This is a genomic window from Streptomyces sp. NBC_01237 (genome assembly GCF_035917275.1).
Lineage (GTDB): Bacteria > Actinomycetota > Actinomycetes > Streptomycetales > Streptomycetaceae > Streptomyces.
The window spans coordinates 1,042,061-1,058,838 of sequence record NZ_CP108508.1 but is presented as its reverse complement, the minus strand read 5'-3'; the positions used below and the strand labels follow the sequence as shown (position 1 = coordinate 1,058,838).

At 72.5% G+C, this 16,778-nt stretch carries 13 protein-coding genes; 3 read left to right on the top strand and 10 right to left on the bottom strand.

Annotation, left to right across the window (positions count from 1 at the left end; all coding sequences use genetic code 11):
* Positions 1 to 207 precede the first annotated feature (207 nt).
* Entirely contained in the window at positions 208 to 525 is a 318-nt protein-coding gene (locus OG251_RS04710) for a hypothetical protein (RefSeq protein WP_326675864.1), read from the bottom strand.
* Between the two features lie 302 nt (positions 526 to 827).
* On the opposite strand from OG251_RS04710, the gene OG251_RS04705 reads away from it, so the two are divergent.
* A complete protein-coding gene (locus OG251_RS04705) occupies positions 828 to 1,961 on the top strand; it encodes a PLP-dependent cysteine synthase family protein (RefSeq protein ID WP_326675861.1) in 1,134 nt (377 codons plus the stop codon).
* A 188-nt stretch (positions 1,962 to 2,149) separates the two neighbouring features.
* Here OG251_RS04705 and OG251_RS04700 read toward each other — a convergent pair whose 3' ends face one another.
* The 4 genes from OG251_RS04700 to OG251_RS04685 form a co-directional block, all read right to left on the bottom strand.
* Positions 2,150 to 2,629: an SRPBCC family protein gene (locus OG251_RS04700; RefSeq protein ID WP_326675860.1), complete on the bottom strand. Its 480-nt coding sequence runs from the start codon at positions 2,627 to 2,629 to the stop codon at positions 2,150 to 2,152.
* 203 nt (positions 2,630 to 2,832) lie between these two features.
* A complete protein-coding gene (locus OG251_RS04695; RefSeq protein WP_326675859.1) occupies positions 2,833 to 4,836 on the bottom strand; it encodes a hypothetical protein in 2,004 nt (667 codons plus the stop codon).
* Positions 4,837 to 4,970: 134 nt separating this feature from the next.
* Positions 4,971 to 5,450, bottom strand: a complete 480-nt coding sequence (locus tag OG251_RS04690) for an SRPBCC family protein (RefSeq protein WP_326675857.1) — start codon at positions 5,448 to 5,450, stop codon at positions 4,971 to 4,973.
* Between the two features lie 41 nt (positions 5,451 to 5,491).
* Positions 5,492 to 6,337, bottom strand: a complete 846-nt coding sequence (locus OG251_RS04685; protein ID WP_326675856.1) for a DeoR/GlpR family DNA-binding transcription regulator — start codon at positions 6,335 to 6,337, stop codon at positions 5,492 to 5,494.
* Between the two features lie 360 nt (positions 6,338 to 6,697).
* Between OG251_RS04685 and OG251_RS04680 the strand changes: the two genes are divergently transcribed.
* On the top strand, positions 6,698 to 8,977 hold the full coding sequence (locus tag OG251_RS04680; RefSeq protein WP_442818411.1) for a hypothetical protein: 2,280 nt from the start codon (positions 6,698 to 6,700) through the stop codon (positions 8,975 to 8,977).
* Here OG251_RS04680 and OG251_RS04675 read toward each other — a convergent pair.
* The 4 genes from OG251_RS04675 to OG251_RS04660 all read right to left on the bottom strand — a co-directional run bounded on the left by OG251_RS04675 (position 8,947) and on the right by OG251_RS04660 (position 13,892).
* Positions 8,947 to 11,391 carry a right-handed parallel beta-helix repeat-containing protein gene (locus OG251_RS04675; RefSeq protein WP_326675853.1) on the bottom strand — a complete coding sequence of 815 codons (2,445 nt, stop codon included), beginning with the start codon at positions 11,389 to 11,391 and terminating at the stop codon, positions 8,947 to 8,949. The genes OG251_RS04680 and OG251_RS04675 overlap by 31 nt on opposite strands.
* A gap of 277 nt (positions 11,392 to 11,668) precedes the next feature.
* Positions 11,669 to 12,277 (bottom strand): Rv1733c family protein, encoded by a 609-nt coding sequence (locus tag OG251_RS04670; RefSeq protein WP_326681154.1) that lies wholly within the window; start codon positions 12,275 to 12,277, stop codon positions 11,669 to 11,671.
* 163 nt (positions 12,278 to 12,440) lie between these two features.
* Positions 12,441 to 13,265 carry an MOSC domain-containing protein gene (locus OG251_RS04665; RefSeq protein WP_326675851.1) on the bottom strand — a complete coding sequence of 275 codons (825 nt, stop codon included), beginning with the start codon at positions 13,263 to 13,265 and terminating at the stop codon, positions 12,441 to 12,443.
* A gap of 102 nt (positions 13,266 to 13,367) precedes the next feature.
* Positions 13,368 to 13,892, bottom strand: coding sequence for a DUF6643 family protein (locus tag OG251_RS04660; RefSeq protein WP_326675849.1), 525 nt, complete (start codon positions 13,890 to 13,892; stop codon positions 13,368 to 13,370).
* A 262-nt stretch (positions 13,893 to 14,154) separates the two neighbouring features.
* Here OG251_RS04660 and OG251_RS04655 point away from each other — a divergent pair, with 262 nt between their 5' ends.
* On the top strand, positions 14,155 to 15,459 hold the full coding sequence (locus OG251_RS04655) for a TerD family protein (protein ID WP_326675847.1): 1,305 nt from the start codon (positions 14,155 to 14,157) through the stop codon (positions 15,457 to 15,459).
* A gap of 86 nt (positions 15,460 to 15,545) precedes the next feature.
* Here OG251_RS04655 and OG251_RS04650 read toward each other — a convergent pair whose 3' ends face one another.
* The gene (locus OG251_RS04650) at positions 15,546 to 16,727 is read right to left on the bottom strand and encodes a glycosyltransferase (RefSeq protein WP_326675845.1); all 1,182 of its coding nucleotides are present in this window, start codon (positions 16,725 to 16,727) and stop codon (positions 15,546 to 15,548) included.
* Between the last annotated feature and the right edge of the window lie 51 nt (positions 16,728 to 16,778).

Here is a 16,778-nt window from a genome sequence, read left to right as displayed (position 1 = left end):
CTCGGTCCGTCCTGATTGCTGGTGCCCGGCGGACTGGATCGCAGTGTTACCGCCGGTGCACCATCAGTGACGTATGTCCAGCGTGGACCAGTGGTTACGGCTCCGCAACTCGCGGTGCCCGCCCGGCCACTCCGCCCGGCCGCCGGACGGCCCTCGCGGGGCCGTCCGCGCCGCAGCCTCCCGCGGGCCGTCCGCTCTGTCCGGCCGTCAGCCCCGCCGGCCGCCCGCGTTGCGCAGCACCTCCAGGAAACGGTGGACCGGAGCCGCACCGTCCCGTCTGTGGCTGCGCTGCCCCATCGTCAGCCGGTACCGCACGCCGTTCACCCGCGCGGTCGCCGAATCGGCGGTCGCGAACCAGGGTTTGCCCGCGCTCACCGCCCCCACCGGGGCGCTGTCGATCTCCCGCCCGTAACTCGTCAGGAGGGCAACCCGGCCGTCCTTGACGACCACCTGCCCCGCATTGGTCAGCGACCTGGCCCATCGCTCGATCCTGACCCCTGTCGCACTGAACTCGGCGTCCGTCATCGCGGCTTCGCCCCCCTTCGTACCGACTCCTGCTTGGGCAGTCTGCCCTGGTCGGGCCGAGTTCACCAGGTGTCATCCGGACGGGATGTGCGCCCCCCGGCGCCGCACGTCACAGCCGTCACACGCGTCCACGTCCGGCAGGGGCGCGAGCTCACACCGGGCGGGTGCGCGGGTTCGCGCCGGAGCAGCGCCGCAGATCCGCACCAAGGCAGTGCTATGGAACATCAAAGTCAATGTTTGCGCAGGTGGGGGGAATATCGTGGGTGGACGGGAGTATCGGTGACACGAGGAGGAACGCGCTGATGGACACCAGTGGGCACGGACGTGACAGTGGGGCCAGGGCGACCGTGGACATCGACCGCAGCGACCCGGAGTACCGGGCCTGGCTCAAGGAAGCCGTACGCAAGGTGCAGGCCGACGCCAACCGCTCGGCCGACACCCATCTGCTGCGCTTCCCCCTGCCCGAGCAGTGGGGCATCGACCTCTACCTCAAGGACGAGTCGACGCACCCCACCGGCAGCCTCAAGCACCGGCTGGCCCGGTCACTGTTCCTCTACGGGCTCTGCAACGGCTGGATCCGCCGGGGCAAGCCGGTCATCGAGGCGTCCAGCGGCTCGACGGCCGTCTCGGAGGCCTACTTCGCGAAGCTGATCGGTGTGCCGTTCATCGCGGTGATGCCGCGCACCACCAGTCCGGAGAAGTGCCGGCTGATCGAATTCCACGGCGGGCAGTGCCACTTCGTCGACGACTCCCGGAAGATGTACGAGGAGTCCGCGGCCCTGGCCGCGGAGACCGGCGGCCACTACATGGACCAGTTCACCTACGCGGAGCGGGCGACCGACTGGCGCGGCAACAACAACATCGCGGAGTCGATCTACCAGCAGCTGCGACTGGAGCGGTACCCGGAACCCGCCTGGATCGTCGCCACCGCCGGGACCGGCGGCACCTCGGCGACCATCGCCCGGTACGTCCACTACATGCAGCACGACACCCGGATCTGCGTGCCCGACCCGGAGAACTCCTGTTTCTTCGACGGCTGGACCCACCACAATCCGCTGGCCACCAGCGACTGCGGTTCCCGCATCGAGGGCATCGGCAGGCCCCGGATGGAGCCGAGTTTCGTGCCGGGCGCCATCGACCGGATGATGAAGGTGCCCGACGCGGCCAGCGTCGCCGCGGTGCGCGCCCTGGAACGTGCCATCGGCAGGAAGGCGGGCGGCTCGACCGGCACCGGTCTGTGGAGCGCGTTCAAACTGGTCGCCGAGATGGTGGAACAGGGCCGGACCGGCAGTATCGTCACCCTGATCTGCGACCCGGGGGACCGTTACCTCGACAAGTACTACTCCGACAGCTGGCTGCGCGAGCAGGGCCTCGACATCGCCCCGTACACCGAGACCGTCGACCGCTTCCTCAGCACGGGCAAGTGGCCCGACTGACCGGCCCCCGTGCGCCCGACCTGCCCGACCTGCCCGACCTGCCCCCGTGCGCCGGACCCGGCCGACCGGACCCGTGCGGCCGGCCTGCCCGACCGGCCCCCGTGCGCCGACCCCGTGTGACGGACCCCGGCTGACCGGACCCCGGACCCGCGCGCCGGGCGGCCGCGCGGCGCACGGAAGCGCGTCGCTCAGGCGGCTGCCCCCGCAAGCCGGTCGCCGAGCCGCCGCACGGCGTCGCGGAACGAGCGCCCCACCCCCGCCCGCGCCAGCCCCAGGATGAACCGGAACGGGGCGGTCCCGTCAGCGGCGAACGTCCACTGCACATGCGTCCCGGTCGCGGACGGGGTGAGCCGCCACTCCTCCAACAGCGCCCGCAGTCCGGGGGCGTTGGACTCATCGACCCGATAGGCGTACCGCACGTCCGGTTCCGCCGCGACGATCGTCTCGCGGAACACCGTGCCGCCCCTGAGCCGTACCTCCCGGCCCGCCCCCGCACCGGTGGGAGTGGCCCTGGTCACCGCGGTGAACCAGTACGGCCAGGACGCGACATCCTCGGCGAGCGCCCGGTACACGGCGTCGGGAGGCGCGGCCACCTCGGCGGCGAAGACCAGGCGCAGTGGCGCGGACTCGGTGAAGTCCAGGCCCACGGGACGGAGTCGGCGTGCCATGGAACGCACCTCCCGGGCGATCGGCGACGGAGAGCCGCGCACACGATAGCGGTCACGACGTCAGATGTCTGTACCAATACGCTGATCAGCCCGCTCCCTGCCCGCGCCGGGCTGTTCCTCGCCGGTGGCGACCCTTGTCGCGAACGCGCACCCGCTCCCTGCCCGTGCCGACCCTTGTCGTGAAAGCGCACCCGCGCCCCGCCTCAGCGCACCGCCGACATCGTCCCGCCCTCCCGCAGCCGGGCCGTCAGATCGACCGCGGCGTCCTGCGGCGCCCGCAGCGCGAGCGTCGTGCCGGGCACGCTGCCGCGCACGGCTCCCGCGGCCTCGATGCGGTTCACCGCCCGGCTGCCCGCGGCCAGCACGTACCACCGGCCGGACGGTGCCTTCCAGCGGGCGCTCGCCAGAATGTGCTGCCCGAACCGGCTGCACAGCGCCGTGTCGCTCCGGTCGGCCACCACCGCGGCCGGGGCGGTGGGGGAGGCGGACGGCTGGAGCAGCTGGACCAGGATCCGGCCCGGCCCCTGCCAGGTGTCGGCCCGTGTGCACACCCAGTCCATCCGGGCGCCGCCCTCGGGAAGCTTCTGCTCGGCGAACTCCCAGTTGTTCACGGCGCGTACACCGGTGCCCCGCAACGTGCGCAGCGAACACGCGGTGCGTGCCCAGCCGAGCAACGCCTCGGTGCCCGTCGCCTCGCGCGGCTGACGCGACGGCGCACCCCGGCCGGGCTTCGGCGTGTACGTGAGATGGACCGGGGTGAGATCACCCAGGTCGGTCAGGAGGAAGGCGTGGTTCTCCACGATGCTTTCCGAGGACCGCAGTTGCATGACCGGCCAGGAGCCGCAGTCGCCGCCGGGCGCGGGACGGGGCACCGGAGCGGTGACACCGTCCGCGCCCACGTCCAGGGGGCGGGCCGGGGTGTCCGGAGTGAGCAGGTCCCGGGTCGTGGTCTCCGAGACCCACGGGGCCAGCAGGAACCTCGCCCGGTCTCCCGTCCGGCTGACGACCACGGCCGCCCCCGTCGTCACATCGGCGTCGTCGGCCCGTGCGAAGTCCAGCGCCGGGGCGCCGGATCCGGACAGCGGTTCGGCATAGCGCATCACCCGTACGCCGCCGTCGTGGAGCAGCACCACGGCCGCCCCGTCCACCTCGCCCGCGTACAGCAGTCGGGGTGGCTGGGCGGGGGGCGCGTCGGACGCGCCCGGGGCGGTGGAGACCCGCAGGGCACGCGGGGGCTGCCCCCAGGCCCGCAGGGCCCGGCCGAGCAGGGCCCGGTCGCCGCGCCGGTCGCCGCGGGCGGGCCAGGCGGTGAAGTCCACCCGCGAGGTGTCCGCCCACTCCTCGTCCGGCGCGCGCAGCAGCCCCGCGGGATCGAGCGCGGCGACGGGCGACGCCCGCTGGAGGGCCCCGTCCGTCACGCCGCCGGAACTCTCCCCGGCCACCACGGCGAGTGTGCCCGCCACCACGCACAGGGCTGCGAGCGCCGCCGCGGCGCGCGTCCGGTGCCTGCGCCGCAGCAGATCGCTGGGCCGGGTCTGCACCGTGCACGGATCGAACTCACCGGATCGCAACAGCGCCTCGGCCGCCGAGCGGTCGGGCCGGCCCAGCCGCCCGGCAGCCCGCACCGCGTCGGCGGCATGGCTCCACCCGGCCTCGATGAGCACCGCGCGGACCTCGGGCTCCGGCAATCCCTCCAGCAACTGGAGGGCGAAGGCGGCCCGTACCCCTCCCGACACCGTGGACAGGGCCCGGTCCAGCGCGAGTTCGTCGACACCGCCCGCCCGTGGAAAGAGCCGCAGCCCCCGGACCGACGGCACGGTGGGGCGCAGGGCGGCCGGCGCGGGAAGGCGTCCGGGCCACCAGCGGGGCCGGCGCTCGTACGCCAGCGCGGCACGGAGCACCCGTAGCCGCACCCAGGTGTACGCGGCCCCCCGGGGCCCGTCCGGTCCCTCGCCGGAATCGGGGGCTCGTGTCTGTGCCGGAACCCGGACCCGGCCGGGTGCGGCACTCCGCCGTGCGGGCAGGGACCGTTGCACCGCCCCGTGGGCGGCGAGGACCCTGCGGTGCCGGCCGAGCGAGGGCGGCAGCACGAGATAGGCGAGCCGGACGAGATGCGGGTAGTGCTCCATGAGCGCGGCCTCGGCCTGCTGGACGCCGGGGCGTTCGCTCGTGGGGTCGGTCCGCTGCTGCGGTTGATGGATCGGCATGAGTTCGGTGCCTTCCGGGGCCACGTGGGGAGAACGTCATACCGGCAAACGAGTCAATCGTGTGACGGTCACATCACCCGCACCGAATCGTGCGCCCGGTCGTTGCCGATCGGCCCGGAACCGTCAGCAGCCCGTCAGGACCTGCCGGGGGCCCCGGACCCCTCGGCGGCCCGGCCCGCCGGCGCGTCGAGCAGGGAGTCCAGAACCCCGCCGAACATCCGCCGACCGCACGAGGCGAGCAACGGATCACCCCAGGAGGGCAGCAGCCGGACGCGCAGTTCCTCCACCCACACCACATGGGACCCGGAATTGGTCGGCAGGACATCGATCGACGCCCGGCCCAGCACCACGGACCCGCGCTTCTCCAGTCGGCAGGCCCCGGCACGCCCGGCGGACGGCGGAGTCCACCGCACCACTTCCATCGGATCGTCGAAGGCCAGCGGACCCACCCCCGTCCGGGCCACGAACACGGTGCCGATCCGGGACGGAGAGCCCGTCGGGACAGTGACCGAGGTGAGCGGGACATGCGCGGCGTGCCGCTCCCAGTCGGTCACCCGGCGCCAGGACTCGGCGGCGGGAAGGGGAGTGAATCGCTCGATCCGGAAGACGGCCACAACATGATCCTAAGACCGACCGCCCCCGCGCGCCGGTCGGATCAGCGCTCCGGGGCCGCCTCGTCGGGAGTTCCGTCCGCCACCACGAGACCCGGCAGATGCTCCTCGATCTCCTCGCGAACCCCGGTCGACAGGCCCGAGTCCGTGACGAACGCGGCCACCTCGTCCAGCGTGGCGAAGGAACTCAGGCCGACCGTGCCCCACTTGGTGTGATCGGCCACCACCACGACCCGCCGCGCCGCCCGCACGAAACGCCGGTTCGTCTCCGCCTCCGCGAGATTCGGGGTCGACAGACCGGCCTCGACCGAGATCCCGTGCACACCGAGGAACAGCACATCGAAGTGGAGCGAGGCGATGGCCCGGTCGGCGACCGGACCGACCAGGGAATCCGACGGGGTCCGTACCCCACCGGTCAGCACCACCGTCGCCGCTCCGGCGCGCGCCGCGCCGCCGGAGGCCGGACGCTGCGCCCCGTGGAACACATCGGCCACCCGCACCGAGTTGGTCACCACCGTCAGATCCGGCACGTCCACCAGATGCTGGGCCAGCGCGTACGTGGTGGTCCCCCCGGACAGGGCGATCGCACTGCCCGGTACCGCCATCGCCGCGGCAGCCCGTGCGATGTCCTCCTTGGCGCGCAGCTCCAGCGTCGACTTCGCCTCGAACCCGGGCTCGTGCGTGCTCGCCTCGACCACCGGCACCGCACCGCCGTGCACCTTCTCGATGACGCCCTGACGGGCCAGCGCGTCCAGATCCCGGCGGATGGTCATATCGGAGACGTTCAGCTTCCGGGTCAGCTCATTGACCCGGACACCCCCGCGCCTGCGCACCTCGTCGAGGATCAGGGCACGCCGCTGCTCCGCGAGCAGATTCTGATTCTCGCTCAACGCCGGGTCCCGGTCCTTCCCTCTGGCCGTACCGTCCCGCAGCGGCCCGCAGAACGTACTCATCCTGCCACGCAGGAATGTCGGCCGCGTCACTGGGGAGATTCCGTGAGAGCTCTGCCGCACCCGCCCCGGGTCCGGGATTCTGGTGACCGCGCGTCGGCCCGTGGCCCCGCGCGGCGCGCCCCAACTCCTCCCACGGCTTCTCCTCCGTCGTCCCTCCGTTTTCCCCCCGTCGGCCGTGAGGCCGAGCGCCCCAGAGAGCGAGTCACCCCATTGCCCCCTGCCATCCAGGCCCCGCAGAGCACCGGGGCAGCGCTCGAACTGCTCGTCCACGGCGTCGGCGGCACCACGCCCCAGGAGATGCTCGGCGATCCCCGTACGGTCCGGGTCACCGGTGACGCGACGGCGGCCGTCTACCGGCGCCCCGAGGACATCGACGGCGAACACCATCCCGAGCGGTACGGGAAGGAACCCGTCGCGGAGGCGTACTGCTGGTCCAACCTCACCTCCGGCAACGGCTCCCGCGCCCTGTGGCTGCTGCTGCTCCCGTTCATGGTGGTCAACCTCGCCCACTGGATGCGGCCCACCGCCTCCGGCCGCGCCCGCGCCGTCCGGCTGTACGGAGTGCTGGTGCGCCTCGTCGCGCTCAGTCTCACCGTCCTGCTGACCGCCGCGGCCTGCGAGGTGGCCCTGGACCTGGTGGCCTGGCAGTGCGCGGGCGTACCCGACTGCTCGAACCGGCGGTCCTGGCTGGGCTTCCTGTCCACGGAGCAGGGCGGCTGGTGGTCCCAGCCGGGACGCCGCCTCGCGGTCGCCGCGCTCGTGCCCACCGCACTGGTGGGACTGCTGTGGTACCTGTCCAACCGCACCTGGAGCGCGTACGAATCACAGCGCCCCCTGGACGGGGCCGAGCCGGAGGAGGAGACCCCGAACGCGCGGGCGCACACCCCGGCCGACCCCGTCCGCCCCGCCCTCGGCCGGCCCGGCTTCTGGTACGGCCGCAGGCTCGTCGCCCGGCTCCGCGCCGCCCACACCACGGCCGGATTCCTCACCGTCGCCGCCTGTCTCACCGTGGCCGCCGCCCGCCACGACCGGGCCGCCGACAGCCCCGTACCGAACGTCCTCGGCGGGCTGCTCGGGACGGCGCTGGCACTGTGCGCCCTGGTGGCCCTCTGGGTGGTGTGCAGCCGAGGCCGCAGCGAACGGCACCTGGACAAGAAGCTCGACAGCGCCCTCATCACGTTCCTGCCCGGCACCGCGCTCGCCCTGCTCGTCCTCGCCGCCGGATACGCGGCCTGGTCGCGCCCCGACTGGGGCTCCGCGGGCTCCCTGCCCGGCGAGGTCGCCTTCCGTGCCCTCACCCTCGGCCAGGGCACGCTCGTCGTCGCCCTCGCCGTCGTGGCCATGAGCCTGTACCGCCGCACACCCGAACCCCGCACGATCATGTACGGGCTGGGCGGGCCCGCCGTCGCGATGCTCGCCTGCGCGCTCGGGGGCGTCATGACCGGCGGGGTCGCCCAGCGCGTGGCCGACTGGCTCGACGGACCCGGCACGCCCGGCATGGGCGTCGGCGCCGCCATCGAAGGCCCGCCGGTACTGCTCAGCTGGCAGGCATCCATCATCCCGATCCTGCTGCTCCTCCTGCTCGTTCCGGTGATCGCCCTGGTCGTCCGCACCGCGCGCAACGCCCGCCGCATGGGCAGCGTCATCGAGAAGGAGTACGGCGTCGAGCGGCCCGACCCCGGACGCACCCGGCGGATCGCGCGGACCCGGGCCGCTGCCGCGCTCACCGATTCCGCACCCTGGATCGTCGGCCTGGTCTCCGGCGCCACCCTGCTGCTCGGAGCCGGGGCGGTCGCCGGGGCCTGGGCGAGCGGCCAGGTGCCGGGGCTGGCGGCGGACGGCGCCTCTCCCGCCATCGAATCTCTCGCGGAGACCGCCCAGTCGACCGGCTCCTGGCTGATCGGCTTCGGCTTCATCCTGTTCGTCGCCTGCGGCCGCCGTGCCTACCGCGACGCCTCCGCCCGCCGCACCATCGGCATCCTCTGGGACGTGGGAACCTTCTGGCCGCGCGCCGCCCACCCCTTCGCGCCACCCTGCTACGCCGAACGCGCCGTCCCCGACCTGGCCTCCCGGATGACCGCCTGGACCGGCGGGAACCCCCAGGGCCGGCTCGTCATCTCCGGCCACTCCCAGGGCAGCGTCCTCGCCGCTTCCGCGGTCTGGCAACTGCCCGACGAGACCCGCCACCGGGTCGCCCTGCTCACCTATGGATCGCCGCTGGAACGGCTGTACGGACGGTGGTTCCCGGCCTACTTCGGTCCCGGTCCCCTGCGCGGGCTGCACCGCTCCGTGCACTGCTGGCGCAATCTGTGGCGGCCCACCGACCCGATAGGCGGCCCCGTCCGCATCGCCGGGAGTCCGGGCGCCGACGTCGACCGAGGACCGCTGAAGGACCCGCTGGCCTACGGGCGTACCCCCGAACTGCCCCTGCCCGAACCGATCCTGGGGCATTCCGACTACCAGGCCGACCCGGTCTTCGCCCAGGAGCGGGCCGCGCTGCTCGAACAGCTCGGGCCGCTCCTGCCGCGGCAGACGGGCGGGGAGACTCAGACCAGCTCCGGGAGGTCCTCCGGATAGAGCAGGGTCAGGTCGTCCGTGCTCGTCTCGGCGAGCTGGGCGACCCGGCCCGCATGCCGCTCCACCATCGACTCGAAGGTCTGGCGGGCCGTGCGGCCGTTACCGAAGGCGGGGCCCTTGGGAAGCGCCGTGAAGTACTTGAGCAGTGCCTCCCCGGTCCCGTCCGCCAGGCTGTACTCGTGCTCCTCGGCCTGCTGCTCGACGATCCGCAGCAGCTCCTCGGGGAGATAGTCGCTGAAGGTGATGGTCCGCGAGAAACGGGACGCCACACCGGGGTTGACGGTGAGGAACCGCTCCATCTCGTGGGTGTACCCCGCGACGATCACCACGACCGCGTCCCGGTGGTCCTCCATCAGCTTCACCAGCGTGTCGATGGCCTCCCGGCCGAAGTCCCGGCCCGAGTCCTCGGGCGAGAGCGCGTACGCCTCGTCGACGAACAGCACCCCGCCCCGCGCCCGGTCGAACGCCTCCTGGGTCCGGATGGCGGTCGAGCCGATGTGCTCGCCGACCAGATCGACCCGGGACACCTCCACGAGGTGACCGCGCTCCAGCACCCCGAGGGAGGCCAGGATCTCCCCGTACAGCCGGGCCACCGTCGTCTTGCCGGTACCGGGGGAGCCGGTGAAGACGAGATGGCGGCGCACCGAGGCGGCCTTGAGCCCCGCCTCCTGGCGCCGCCTGCCGACCTCGATCATGTCGGTGAGGGCCCGTACCTCGCGCTTGACGCTGTCCAGGCCCACCAGCGCGTCCAGTTCGCCGAGGACGGCGCCCGGGTCACGAGCGGGCTCGGCCGCGGGCTCCGGGACCGGTGCGCTCCGCACGGCCGCGCGCTGCTCCGGCATGGCGCCGAGCAGCCCGGGAGTCGCCTGGGTCGCCGTCAGTACCGCGGGGGCCGGAGCGGCGGCCGCCCCGCGCAGCCCGCTCTCGTCGCTGGTGCAGTCCTCCACCACGGGGCCTGTGCCGTTGCCGTCGTTGTGCGGGGCGCCGCCCTCCGCGAACTCGTAACCCCCGCGGGCACACCGTTCGGTACGGCAGCGGGTGAGGGTGGTGCGGCAGCCGTCCATCACATGGAAGCCGTAGCCGTCGCTGCCCGTCACCCGGCAGCCGTGGAAGGTGCCGCGCCCCTCGGCGGAGACGTAGAAGCCCGCTTCGGCGGGTGAGGTGACCGTGCAGCGCTCGATGGTCGGGTCGGCGCCCTTGGTGACGATGACTCCGGTCTGGGCGGCGTCGATGGTGCAGTTGTTCAGCGTGCCCCCGCTGCCGTGGTCGCGGAACCACGCACCCGTGGACGCCTCCCGGATCCGGCAGTCGTCCAGCTGGGCGGTGGCTCCGTCGCTCACCGAGACCGCGGTGTTGCGGATCTGGGAGAGATCGCTGTCCACGACGTCGGCCCGTGAACCCCGGTCCAGGACGAAGATCGCGTCGGGCACGTCATGGACGCGGCAGGCGTCGAGTATGACCGTCGCCCCGTCGCTCACCCAGACCGCCGGGTAGTCGCCGGTGCTGTCGTGGATCTCGCACTGGTTGGCGTCGACCCGGGTGCCCGGGTCCCAGACCGAGAGTCCGTTGCGGCCGAAGCGGCGCACCGTGGACCGGGTCAGGGTCAGCACCGAACGGGACCGCAGATCCACCGCGTTCTCCGGGATGTCATGGATGTCGCAGTCGGCGAGTGTCAGCACCGCGTCCGTGTCGAGCGTGACCCCGTCGGCGGATGTGCGGTGCACGGTGCAGTCGGTGAGGTGCGCGGAGGCGCGGGCGGTGATCTGGACCCCGCTGCCCTTGATCTCGTACACCTCGCAGCCGACGGCCTCCAGGCCGCTGCCCTCTCCGGTGACGCTGAGGCCCGCGCCCGACGCGTGATGCACCCGGCACCGGTCGAGGCGCGGATGTCCGCCGTCGCGCACCGCGACACCGGACTGACCGGCGGACACGACCTCGCACTCCTCGAACACCCCGCCACCGCCGTCCAGTACGGCTATGCCGACACCGGCGGGGTTGTCCACGGTGCACCGCCGCACCGTGGGCCGGGCGGCGCCCCGTACCTCTATGCCGGCCGCCGACCGGGTCACGATCCGCAGATCCGTGAACTCGGGCGCACCGTCCTCGACGAGCAGGGCGGGGGCCGCCGAGTCCTGGCCCTCCACATGCAGATCCTGGACGATCGCGGAAGCCCTGACGGTCAGCGGTACGCCGTCGACCGGCGCGATCCGCACGGAGCCGACCGAGCCCTCGGGACCGCGCAGCGTGACCGCGCGGTGGACGACGAGATTCTCCCGGTAGGTTCCGGGCGCGACGGTGAGGACGTCGCCGTCGGCCGCCGCCTCCAGAGCCGCGGAGAGGGAGGCGTATTCGCCGGTACGGCGCCGCCATCGAGATGTGCCGGTGTGCGTCACCTGGACCGAGCCCTGTGCCATGGCGCTGCTGTGCCCCCACCTCGTGCTGTGTGCGATCCCCCGGGTCCGTCCGCGTACGGCGGGCGATGTGCCGGTGCCACAGCCATGGGACGACGACAGCACCGGGTCCGCCTGCCGAGGGGGCGGGCGGCCGGTCCACCGTAGCGCGCGCGAAGGGCGGGAGTTGACGAGTCGGCCGTCGATCAGCCCGACGGGCCTTTCCGTATGACTGTGCGTGCACCGTCTCTCACCGTTTCGTCTCCGGTGGCGGGTGCGGGACGACGGGCAGAGGCGTCCGTCAGGTGCCCGTCCCGGTCCTGCCCCAGTCCGGACCGGCCCTGGCCCACGCCCGGTCGAGCCGTGCGTACCGCCGCCGGGTCATGCGCCAGAGGACCAGCCGTCTGCCCGCTTCGACGAACCCGGCGGCGAGCAGGAACACGCCGACTCCGGCCAGCACCGCGTGGGTGTGGGCCGTCGGCGGGTCCATCGGGCGCAGCGCCGGACGCCCCGCGTCATCGGTCCAGATCCGCACCCGGGAGCCGGGGCCGCCGACCTTGGAGGCGGTGGACACCGTCCCCTTGCGGGGCCTTCCGTCAGGGGCTCTCCACGTGGCCACCACCGAGGTCTGCGCGGCCCGTCCGGAAGAGCTTTCCTGGTCCCCGGAGAAGCGCGGTGGCGCCGCGGCCCGGCGCACCACGACCGCGGCCGTGAGATGCCGGTGCGCCTGCTGGGCCCGCACCGACTCCTGGAGGGCGTCGTCGGTGAGCGCACCGCATATCCAGCCGAGCACCGGCGCCGCCAGCGCGATCAGCAGCAGCGCGGTCAACGCCAGCCATGCCTCGCTGCGATCGGTGGACCGGCGCAGGGGGTTGTGCCGCCAACGCCAGACTCCCGCTACCGCCCGTATCACCGTGCGCCCCCTTCCGTATCCGTGGCCCACCGAATCCGTGATACCCGATACGGCGGGTCTCGCCTGTCGGGGAAGCGGGGAGAGAGCGATCCCGCTCCTCCAACGTCCGGTGTGTCCGGGCGAGTTCCCCGCTCTTCGGCCCGGTCCGGACTCCTTGTCGTCAGTCGAGGATCCGGACAGGATCCCCGACCCGGATCACTCCGGTCCCGTCGGGGATCAGATTCTGGCCGAAGAGAAGGTCCTTCCCCACCCGACGATGACGGGCGAGCGTGCGCAGCGGTTCCTTTCCGCGTTCGGAGGTGCGCTGGTCGGTGGTGGTGATGACACAGCGGCCGCACGGTTTCACCACGCGGAACGGGACCTCGCCGATGGAGATCCGCTTCCAGTCGTCCTCCGCCCAGGCACCGGTGCCGTCGACGACCGCGTTCGGCCGGAACCGGTTCATCGGCAGGGGGCCTTCCTCCGGATGGCCGCCCGAGGCGATCAGCACGTTGAGGGCGGCGAGCGAGGCGGTGGTGGTGAGGAGCAGCGGATACCCGTCGGCGAGCGAGACGGTCTCGCCGGGGCGCCCGAAGGCGGGGTCGATGAGTCTGCGGTGCGACGGCGCGTCGAGATGGACGAGCCGGACCGGCGTACCGAGGAAATCACCGAGCCAGGAGTGCGCGTCGGCGGCGGCCTGAACGACCTCGAACCTGCTCCCGTGGAGCTCGGCGGTGAGGGTGCGGCCGGGCGGGGGCACCCGCACGGTCAGGGGCGCACTCCCCGGCGCCCTCAACGTCACCCCGCCGTCCCCGGTCAGCGCGGCGGACACCTGCCCCATGCGCGGCTGCTGACGTTGTGTGACGGCCCTGCCCGTGCGGTCGATCAGCATCCAGCGCCGGTCGCCGTCGAGTCCCCATGGCTCGACGACGACCTCGTCGCGGGCGCACGCGGCCAGTGATTTGACCGGATGCACATGGAGGGACCGGAGCATGGGAGAAGCCATGCCGTCCATCCTGCCAGCCACCCCTGAACGTGCATGACCGGCCCGGAACGGGCATACGGTGCCGTCGCGCGTGTGTGGCCGTGGCGGTGCCTGTCGCCCCTGTCAGTACCCCCGGCCCTGGTACGGGCGGTTGTTGTACGGGTCCTCGTAGGGGGACGGCGCCGGGGCGGGCCGGGGCGAAGCCGGGCGCATCGACTCGTACCCGGTGCCGGGTGCGGGCCGCGGCGGCTGGGGCTGGGGCTGGGGCTGATAGCCCCGGGCCGGGGGCTGCTGCTGATAGCCACGCGCCGGGGCCGGCTGCTGCGGGATGTAGGGCGCCGGGGCGTGCTGCAGATGAGCGGGCTGCATCGGCGAGTGCTGCGCCGGTGCCTGCTGCTGATACTGCGGCGCCATCGGCTGCTGGTAGCCGTACGACCCGGTGGGCTGCGAAGGAGCCGCGGGAAGGGCGGGCAACGCCGACGGCAGGGCCGGCAGGTAGCTGTTGCCGGTGTCGTAGGCGGCAGGCACTCGGATCGGCGCGATCTGAGGGGTACCCCGCTCCGCGACCAGGGAGTCGTAGATCGGAGTGTCGGGGAACGACGGTGCGGCGTAGTAGCCGCCGCCGTAGGTGGAGCGGGGGGAGGTCATGCCACCTAAGTTAAGCCCACGATGTGCTGGTTGGGGAGCCCGATAAGAGGGTTGTTTTGCGTGTTGTGCGTGAACCGCGATCCCCAATGCGAGCGAACTTGGCAAAAAAGGGCGCCCAGTGGCGTAGTGATCGTGTAAAGGGCGAGTTCACGGGGGGTTACCGGCAGATCGCCGAGCCGGTCCCGGTGAGGGCGGCGGGTGCCCCGGCCGGCCGGGGGATTAGGTTTGGCGGGAAAAGGCTTTTCGGGCAGCCCGACTCGTGATGGGAGCGAGCATGACCATGCTAAAAGGAACCAATGTTCCGGTGCCGGCTCAGGCCGTGCGGGTCGAATTGGGATGGCGGGCCTCTCCGGGGACCCCGGATGTCGATGCGTCAGCCCTGCTTCTGGTGTCGGGAAAGGTCCGCAGTGACGCGGACTTCGTCTTTTACAACCAGCCCGCGCACGCCTCCGGTGCCGTCCGGTACGAGGGTAAGGCCACCACCGGCGACAGCGTCACCGACACCCTCGCGGTCGACTTCGCGCGGATCGAGCCCGCGATCGACCGTGTCGTCGTCGCGGCTTCGGCGGACGGCGGCGGTTTCGGGCGGGTGAGCGGTCTGTACGTACGGATCGTGGACACGGCGAGCGGCGCGGAGATCGCCCGCTTCGAGAGCACGGACGCCACGGTCGAGACCGCCTTCATTCTCGGGGAGCTGTACCTGCGTCAGAGTGCCTGGAAGTTCCGTGCCGTCGGTCAGGGGTACAGCACCGGACTCGAGGGCCTCGCCACGGACTTCGGGATCTCGGTCGACGAACCCCAGAAGCCGCAGCAGGCCCCGCAGGCCCAGCCGTCACGGCCGACGCGACAGCCGCAGTCCCCGCCGCCCGTGGTCCGGCCCGCGGCCACCGCACCGCCCGCCGTACCCGCACCGCCCGCCGCCCCGCCCGTGAGGCTGACCAAGGTCACGCTGACGAAGGACGCCCCTTCCGTCTCGCTCGCCAAACAGGGCGGTACCTCCGGAGAGCTTCGCGTCAATCTCAACTGGGAAGTACGCAAACAGTTCAAGAGCTGGGGCGCCAAACTCGGCCGGGCCATCGCCATGCACGCCGACCTCGATCTCGATCTCTGCGCGCTCTACGAACTCACCGACGGCAGCAAGGGAGTTGTACAGTCACTCGGAAACGCCTTCGGCTCTCTGCGGCAGCCGCCCTATATCCATCTGGACGGGGACGACCGCACCGGCGCCGTCTCCACCGGTGAGAACCTCACCGTCAACCTCGACCACAAGGACCGGATCCGCCGCGTTCTGATCTTCGTCACCATCTACGAAGGTGCCCGGAGTTTCGCCGATCTCCATGCCACCGTCACCCTTCAGCCGCGGAACGGCGCGGCGATCGACTTCTCCCTCGACGAATGCACCGTGCCCTCAACCGTCTGCGCGCTCGCGCTGATCAGCAACAACGCCGGAGACCTCACGGTGCGGCGCGAGGCCCGCTATCTCGTACCCGAGCGCGGAGTGAGCCCGCAGCGCACCATCGACGCCGCGTACGGGTGGGGAATGAACTGGACCCCGGGCCGCAAGTAGACACCGGCCGGCGAGCCCGCGCAGGGCCTCGGCGGGCCTCCGGCAAGACGCCCTGCCGGTCACGGCACGGGGGCGCGGCGGCCGGGTCACACGTCGGGGGTGGCCTCGGGGCGTGAGTAGGTGCGCCCCTTCCAGGCCGCCCCCCGGCCACGGTAGTGCTGCACCGCCGAGTCCACCGTCATCAGCAGATACAGCACCGCCGTGAACGGCAGCAACGGCGCGAGCCACAGCGACTGCCGGTAGTACGTCAGCATCGGCAGATACGTCGCCGTCATCACCGCCCACGCCGCCCCACCCGCCCAGGCCGCCACCGGATCACCCGTCAACAGCCCGGCCACCAGGGTGACGGGCGGACCCAGATAGACGAGCGCGAGTCCCGGCACGGTCCCGGCGAGCAGCAGCGGGCTGTGCCGCAGCTGCGCGTACGCACTGCGCGAGACCATCTGCCACAGGTCCCCGAGCCGCGGGTACGGGCGCACACTGTCGACCCGCTCCGCGAGCCCCAGCCAGATCCGGCCACCGCTGCGCTGCACCGCACGGGCCAGCGACACATCGTCGATCACCGCCTGCCGGATGGACTCCGGGATCCGGGCCCGCTCGGCTGCCTCCGTGCGCAGCAGCACACAGCCACCCGCCGCGGCCGCCGTACGGGCCCCCGCCCGGTTCACCCGCCGGAACGGGTAGAGCTGCCCGAAGAAGTACACGAAGGCGGGCACCACCAGTCGCTCCCAGCCGCTCGCCACCCGCAGCCGCGCCATCTGGGAGACCAGGTCGAAAGAGTCCGGCCCCCCGGTACCGGCCGCGGCCACGAGATCGCGCAGGCTGTCCGGCTCATGCGCGATATCGGCATCCGTGAGCAGCAGGAACTCCGGCTTGCGCTGCCGGGCCAGCGCGATCCCGTGCCGCACCGCCCACAGCTTGCCCGTCCAGCCGGGCTCCGGCTCCCCGGGCGAGACCACGGTCAGCGGCAGCCCGCCGTGCCGTACCGACAGGTCCCGGGCCACCTGCCCCGTACCGTCCCGGCTGCAGTCGTCCACCAGGATGATCTCCGCCTCCCCGGGATAGTCCTGGGCCAGCAGCGAGGGCAGGCTCACCGGCAGCATCGCGGCCTCGTCGCGCGCGGGCACGACGACGGTGACCGACGGCCAGCGCGGGGGCTCTGCGTGGCGGGGCAGCCGCTGGTCGGTGCGCCAGTAGAACCCCTGCCCCAGCAGCAGCCACACCCACGCGATCAGCGAACCCACGGCGATCCAGGCAACGGCGCTCATCCGCCGAAGTCTGCCCCACTTCGGCCGGGGCGCAAGGGCTGTCGACTATGG

What these genes read in the sequence shown, in the direction of transcription:
- OG251_RS04655 (WP_326675847.1), top strand. Translation starts at nt 14,155, where the DNA reads ATGGGAGCGAGCATGACCATGCTAAAAGGAACCAATGTTCCGGTGCCG.
- OG251_RS04695 (WP_326675859.1), bottom strand. Translation starts at nt 4,836, where the DNA reads ATGCCGATCCATCAACCGCAGCAGCGGACCGACCCCACGAGCGAACGC.
- OG251_RS04705 (WP_326675861.1), top strand. Translation starts at nt 828, where the DNA reads ATGGACACCAGTGGGCACGGACGTGACAGTGGGGCCAGGGCGACCGTG.
- OG251_RS04710 (WP_326675864.1), bottom strand. Translation starts at nt 525, where the DNA reads ATGACGGACGCCGAGTTCAGTGCGACAGGGGTCAGGATCGAGCGATGG.
- OG251_RS04650 (WP_326675845.1), bottom strand. Translation starts at nt 16,727, where the DNA reads ATGAGCGCCGTTGCCTGGATCGCCGTGGGTTCGCTGATCGCGTGGGTG.
- OG251_RS04665 (WP_326675851.1), bottom strand. Translation starts at nt 13,265, where the DNA reads ATGGCTTCTCCCATGCTCCGGTCCCTCCATGTGCATCCGGTCAAATCA.
- OG251_RS04700 (WP_326675860.1), bottom strand. Translation starts at nt 2,629, where the DNA reads ATGGCACGCCGACTCCGTCCCGTGGGCCTGGACTTCACCGAGTCCGCG.
- OG251_RS04675 (WP_326675853.1), bottom strand. Translation starts at nt 11,391, where the DNA reads ATGGCACAGGGCTCGGTCCAGGTGACGCACACCGGCACATCTCGATGG.
- OG251_RS04660 (WP_326675849.1), bottom strand. Translation starts at nt 13,892, where the DNA reads ATGACCTCCCCCCGCTCCACCTACGGCGGCGGCTACTACGCCGCACCG.
- OG251_RS04680 (WP_442818411.1), top strand. Translation starts at nt 6,698, where the DNA reads ATGCTCGGCGATCCCCGTACGGTCCGGGTCACCGGTGACGCGACGGCG.